The organism is Acidovorax sp. HMWF029 (assembly GCF_003060895.1).
Lineage (GTDB): Bacteria > Pseudomonadota > Gammaproteobacteria > Burkholderiales > Burkholderiaceae_C > Acidovorax.
The window spans coordinates 1,875-7,470 of sequence record NZ_QAIH01000105.1 but is presented as its reverse complement, the minus strand read 5'-3'; the positions used below and the strand labels follow the sequence as shown (position 1 = coordinate 7,470).

6 protein-coding genes are annotated in these 5,596 nt (G+C 70.4%); all 6 read right to left on the bottom strand.

Features of this window, described 5'->3' with window-relative positions; translation table 11 throughout:
- Positions 1-127: 127 nt before the first annotated feature.
- Positions 128-1,405, bottom strand: a complete 1,278-nt coding sequence (locus tag DBR12_RS06955; protein WP_108616591.1) for a TolC family protein — start codon at positions 1,403-1,405, stop codon at positions 128-130.
- A gap of 341 nt (positions 1,406-1,746) precedes the next feature.
- A complete protein-coding gene (locus DBR12_RS06950; RefSeq protein WP_108616590.1) occupies positions 1,747-2,103 on the bottom strand; it encodes a hypothetical protein in 357 nt (118 codons plus the stop codon).
- A 502-nt stretch (positions 2,104-2,605) separates the two neighbouring features.
- A complete protein-coding gene (locus tag DBR12_RS06945) occupies positions 2,606-3,448 on the bottom strand; it encodes a heme ABC transporter ATP-binding protein (RefSeq protein WP_233244334.1) in 843 nt (280 codons plus the stop codon).
- Positions 3,445-4,527: an iron ABC transporter permease gene (locus tag DBR12_RS06940; protein WP_108616589.1), complete on the bottom strand. Its 1,083-nt coding sequence runs from the start codon at positions 4,525-4,527 to the stop codon at positions 3,445-3,447. Before DBR12_RS06940 ends, DBR12_RS06945 begins: the two co-directional genes overlap by 4 nt.
- The gene (locus DBR12_RS06935; protein WP_108616588.1) at positions 4,524-5,402 is read right to left on the bottom strand and encodes a hemin ABC transporter substrate-binding protein; all 879 of its coding nucleotides are present in this window, start codon (positions 5,400-5,402) and stop codon (positions 4,524-4,526) included. The genes DBR12_RS06940 and DBR12_RS06935 overlap by 4 nt, the downstream gene beginning before the upstream one ends.
- Positions 5,392-5,596 (bottom strand): ChuX/HutX family heme-like substrate-binding protein (locus tag DBR12_RS22590; protein ID WP_304529309.1); only part of this gene is annotated, 205 nt, incomplete at its 5' end. The genes DBR12_RS22590 and DBR12_RS06935, both read right to left, overlap by 11 nt.

Sequence of the window (5,596 nt, the reverse complement as noted above, 5' to 3'; positions counted from 1 at the left end):
GTCGTGGCCTGGGCCCGCCAGTGCGGTGGGCGGCAGCAGGCCCAGCAACAGGGCCAAGCCCAGGGTGGAGAAAGCGGAAGAGAGTGTCATGGTTGTCTTGAAAAATTTGTCGGGATTCACAGGGAGTTCATTGCGGCAGCAGGCCCAGGGCCTGGCGCAGGTGAGAGACAGCGGCGGCTGCGTCGATGCGGGCGCGGGCCAGCTGGCGTTCGGCCTGGGCGGTCTCCAGCTCCACGCGCAGGCGGGTGGGGCCGTCGGCTTCGCCCAGGCGGAAGGCCTTGTCGAGAAAGCCGCGTGTGCCTTGCGCCAGCGCCGCGTGGCGCGCCAAGGCGTCGCGCTGGGCCTGGGTGGACTTCACGCGGGCCACGGCAGCGGCAATGTCGGCGGCTAGCCGGTCGCGCTCCGCAGCCGCGCGCGCCTCGGCGGCCAGGGCTTCGGCGCGGGCGGCTGCCTGCTTGGCCTGCGCACGGTCGCCCCCGCCCAGGGGCACGCGCAGACCCACCGTGAAGGTCTGTTGGTAACGGTCGCCCGCCTGCTCGCGCCCCCGCGTGGCGGCCACCGTCAGCTCGGGGTTGGCGCGGGTCTGCACGGCGGCCAGGTCGGCCGCGCGGCGGGCCACCTCGGCCTGGTCCTGCCAGTCGGCCGCCGCAGGGTGCTGGGCAGCGACTGCTGTGGCATCGGGCACGGCGGGCTCGGGCTCAGCGCCGTCGGCCAGGGCCAGGTCTTGCGCGGCCTTCACGCCCCAGGCGGCCAGCGCCGCCTGCGCCGCATCGCGCGCGCCCTGCGCCTCGGCCCAGGCGGCTTCGGCCTGGGCCACGGCGCCATCGGCCTGGGCCTGATCGGCGCGCGACAGGTCCCCCGCGCGCACGCGGCGGGCCACGTCGGCGGCCAGGCGCTGGGCGTTCAGCAGTCGGTCTTGCGCCAGTGCCTGATCGGCCTGCGCTCGCTGCGCGGCCCACCACGCCTCGCGCACGGTGGCGGCCAGTTGCAGCTGCGCGGCGCGCTGGCGACTGTCCAGCGCCTGCGCTTCGGCGTCGGCCAGCGCGGCCTTGCGGGCGCGCTCGCCCGGCAGCCACAGTGGCAGGGCCAGGCCCACCTCGGCCTCGCGGCTGCCCTGGTTGCTGCCGGGGCGGTCGGTTTTGGTGGCCAGCTCCAGCGCCACGGGCTCGGCCGTCCAGGCAGTTGCAGCACTGCGTGTGGCCTGCGCGGCCTCGCGCCTCAAGGCTGCAGACTGCGCTTCGGGCTGGCGCTGCCAGGCCTGCTCGAACAGGGCCTGGAGCGTGAGCGGCGCAATACCGGGGGTTGCGGTCTGGGCCTGTGCGGCACTGCCCAGCAGTGCCCAGCCCAGTGCCATCACCGCCAGCGCGGCGATGGGCGTGTGTTGTCGTTGTGTCTTTGGTTTCATCCGATTCCTCTGCAGTGGCCGGGGCCACGGGGTGAAATCGGCGAGGCGCGATGGAGGTCGGAAACGATCAGCGACACGCGCCAGTAAACCTGCACGCGCACACCACGACTGCCTGGGAAGGCTGGTCTCCAAACCATCAACAGATGAAACGGGGCCGCCCGTGGCCCCCGCCTCGCCGCTCAGAGGCTGGGAGTTTTTTGGCCGTGCCCGAAGGGTGCGCGAAAACGCTCCGGATCTAGGCGCAAAGCACAGCCATAGCGCGGGCTATGGCGAGCATTTGCAACGACGCGCCGGGGCGTTTTGGCTTGCCAGGCGGGCGTGGACAAAAGACTCTCAGTCTCTCAGGCGAGGACGGACCAGTTGGGGCGTTCGGGGCGTGTAAGGGGTGCGGGTGGCCAGGCGGGTGCGGCCTGGCCCGGCGGGTGCGTCACGGCCACCACGATGGCCTGGGCGCTGGCACTGTGCGCCAAGCCGCTGCCTGCGCCGTGGCAGGCGTGGCAGTCCATGTCGGCCAGGGTGCTGGGGCTGGCGCCCGGGGCCGAGTGGTCGGCACCTTCGTCGCCATGGTGCTGGTGCACATGGTGGCCAAAGTGCGATGCCTGCGGCGCTGACTCGTGCCCGCAATAGGGCGACGCCGCTGCCCAGATGGACTGGAGCGGCATGAACACCAACAGAAAGACGAGCAGCAAGCGACGCATGGGCAGCGGGATTCTAAGCAGGCCGCGCCACCCGCCCCGCCAGATAGCCTGACGGGTTGAGGGGCCTAGGAGTCTGTGCGGCAGAAGGCATCGAAGCGAAACGCGCGAAAACCGAGGATCGCGTGGTGCTACCGACAAGCCCAGGGTGGGGCCTTGGGCGCAGGCGGTAGTGCTGCGCGAGACCGGTTTATCGCGCGTTGCAGCCGATGCTCCTTCTGCCGCGCAGACTCCTAGGGATGTCCTGCATAACTCCCTGCGGTCTGTGATAGCGCGGCCTCGAGCAGTCCGCTGCGTTGTTTTTCTTGCCAATAGCCGGGCTATTGGCTGCAAAAAGACGCCTTGCGGCCTGTCCCGATCCGCACTACCACCGACTCGCGAGGGTTATGCAGGACATCCCTAGCTCCATAGGTTGCACAGGCACACCATGAAGACGCTTCATTTTTGATAGCAATCTTTGAGACCCATAGCGCGGCAGAGGCCATTTTGACTATAGAAATTCCCTTCACTGCGCCGCCACCAGGTACTGCGGCACCCCATCTGCCGCCTGCACTGGCGTGCTGCGCACGCCCCACACCTGCGCGATGGTGTCGGGTGTGAGCAGATGGGCCGTGGCCTGCACGCCGCGCGGGCCTGCCAGGCCCGGGGCGAGCAGCAGGCTGTCATGGGCGTAGCGCAGGGCCAGGTTCAGGTCGTGCAGCACGGCCACCACGCCCACGCCCTGCTCCACCGCCCAGCGGCGCACCAGGGCCAGCGTGTGGTGCTGGTGCGCCAGGTCGAGCGCGGCGGTGGGTTCGTCCAGCAACAGCCAGCGGGTGGCGCCCGCAGGGCCGTTTGGCTGTGGCTCCCAGATTTGCGCCAGGGCGCGGGCCAGATGGCTGCGGGCCCGTTCGCCGCCCGACAAGGTGTTGATGCTGCGCCCAGCCAGGTGCGCCACGCCGGTGGCCTCCATCGCTGCGGTCACGATGCGCGCCTCTTGGCGGCTGGGCTGCTGGCGGTGGGGAAAGCGCCCCATCTCCACCACCTCCTGCACCGTGAAGTCGAAGGCAACGGCTGTGTCCTGCGGCAGCACGGCGCGCTGGCGCGCCAGTGCCTGGGTGCCTTTACCTGACACCGGCTGCCCGCCCATCCACACATGGCCCGAGCACGGCGCGCGCTGGCCCGAAAGCATGGCCAGCAGCGTGGACTTGCCCGCCCCGTTGGGGCCCAGGATGGCTGTGACGCGCCCTGGCACAAACTGGGTGTGCACGGTGGCCAGCAAGGGCCTGCCGGGCACCCCCACGCCCAGCTGGTCGCAGACCAGCAGGTCGGCGATGGTGTTGTTCGCCATAGCAGCGACGGCACTCATACCTTGCTCCGGAACTGGCGCAGCATCGCCAGGAACAGCGGCACGCCGATGAATGCGGTGAGCACGCCCAACGGCAGCTCTGCGGGCTGGACGATGGTGCGCGCCACCCCATCCGCCGCCAGCACCAGCGCGGCGCCAAGCAGCGCCGAGCCCGGCAGCACCACGCGATGGTCAGGCCCCGCCACCAGGCGCACCCAGTGTGGCGCCACCAGACCAATGAAACCGATGATGCCGGTGGCGGCTGTCACCGCCCCCACAGCCAGCGCTGTGACCAGCACCGCAAGGCGCTTGGTGCGCTCCACCGGCACCCCCAGCAGCGTGGCCTGCGCCTCGCCCAAGGCAATCGCATTGAGTGGCCGCGCCAGCGCCAGGCCCAGGCCAAAGGCGAAGGCCACGACAGCGCCCACCAGGGCTACAGCACTCCAGCGCGCCCCGCCCAGGCTGCCTAACAGCCACATCTGGATGTTGCGCAGTTGTTCGTCGGTAGAGATGAAATTGAGGTAGCCCAGCCCCGCCAGCGCCAGTGCATTGACCGCCACACCCGCCAGCAGCATCAGCCCCATGCGCGTGCCGCCATCGGCCTGTGCCAGACCGTAGATGAGGGCAGTGACCACCATGCCGCCGCCAAAGGCCATGCCCACAAGGGCCCAGCTACCCAAGGTGCGCGGCATGTCGGGCAGCCAGTAGCTGCCCAGCACGATGGTGAGCGCGGCGGCCAGCGCTGCCCCGCTGCTCACGCCCACCAGCCCGGGGTCGGCCAACGGGTTGCGAAAAAGCCCCTGCATCAGCGCACCGGCCAGCCCCAGGCCCGCACCAGCGGCCACGCCCATCAGCAGACGCGGCAGCCGGATATTGACGAACACCAGGTATTCCGGCGCCTTTTCGGCGGTGGGTGCCGCACCCACGGCCTGCAGCAACACCTGCCACAGCTGGGCAGGTGTGATGGCATAAGCGCCCTGCGTGCTGGCCCAGACAAAGGCCAGCACGACCATCGCCGCCCCTGCGGTGAGCGCTGTGCGGGGCGACAGGCGCACGGGATTCCAGCGCACACCCGGCTGTGCCACGGCCACGCTGCTCACGCGGTGATCGCCTGTGTGCGGGTGTGCAGTTCACGCACGGCAGCAGGCAGGCGCGGGCCGAAGCCCAGCAGGTGGCTGGCTTCCATAACCACCAAGGCCTTGCGGCGAAAGGCGGGCGTGAGTGCCAGCTCAGGCCGCTGCCAGAAGGCGGCCTCACCGCCCAACGCTTCGATGCCCTGGGTGCTGTTGAGCAGCACCTCGGGCGCAGCGCTGGCCATGGCCTCGGCCGTGAGCGGCCGGTAGCCCGCGAACTGCGTGATGGCATTGGTAGCGCCTGCAAAGCGGATCAGTGCATCGGCCGCTGTGCCGGTGCCCGCCACCATGGGGCTGCCGCCGTGCGAGAGGATGAAGAGCGCGCGCGGGCGCCGTGCCGCACCCGCCACCGCCTGTTGCACGCTGGCCCATTGCGCATCCAACTGCGCCTGCAGCGCCTGGGCGGCACGTTCGCGGCCGGTCACCTGGCCCACGGCGCTGACCTTGCGGCGCACTTCGTCCCAGGTGTGGTCGGCCTTCACCAGCTCCACACGCACGCCTGCGCTGCGCACCTGGTCCAGCACCACGGGCGGCCCCGCCTCGGTGGTGCCCACCACGGCATCGGGCTTGAGGGACAACAGCCCCTCGGCAGAGAGCTGGCGCATGTAGCCGACCTTGGGGGTCTTGAGCGCTGCGTCGGGGTACAGGCTGGTGGTGTCGGTCCCCACCAGCATGGTTTCTGCGCCCAGCAGGTAGACCACTTCGGTCAGCGCGCCGCCCAACGCCACAATGCGCGCCGGGGCCGCAGCTGCGGTCCCCAACGCAGACAGCAGAGGCAGTGCCGCAGCCCCCTGCAGCCAGGTTCGGCGCGCAGGCCACATCGGCATCGGCTCACGCGGCATGGGCCAGCTCCTGCACGCGGGGCAGCCCCGACACCAGATCCCGCCAGCCCTGCAGCTCGGGCTTGCCGGGCTTGCGGGCGCCAAAGAACATGGCCATCAGCTCGCCCGCATGGTCAAACGCCTCGACGGAGGTGACGATGCCATCGGCCGTGGGTTTCTCGACCACCCACACATGGGCCACCATGTCGGTGCGC

Bases quoted from the DNA above. Each gene is read 5' to 3' on its own strand.
- DBR12_RS06950 (WP_108616590.1), bottom strand. From the start codon at position 2,103: ATGCGTCGCTTGCTGCTCGTCTTTCTGTTGGTGTTCATGCCGCTCCAG.
- DBR12_RS06955 (WP_108616591.1), bottom strand. From the start codon at position 1,405: ATGAAACCAAAGACACAACGACAACACACGCCCATCGCCGCGCTGGCG.
- DBR12_RS06945 (WP_233244334.1), bottom strand. From the start codon at position 3,448: ATGAGTGCCGTCGCTGCTATGGCGAACAACACCATCGCCGACCTGCTG.
- DBR12_RS06935 (WP_108616588.1), bottom strand. From the start codon at position 5,402: ATGCCGCGTGAGCCGATGCCGATGTGGCCTGCGCGCCGAACCTGGCTG.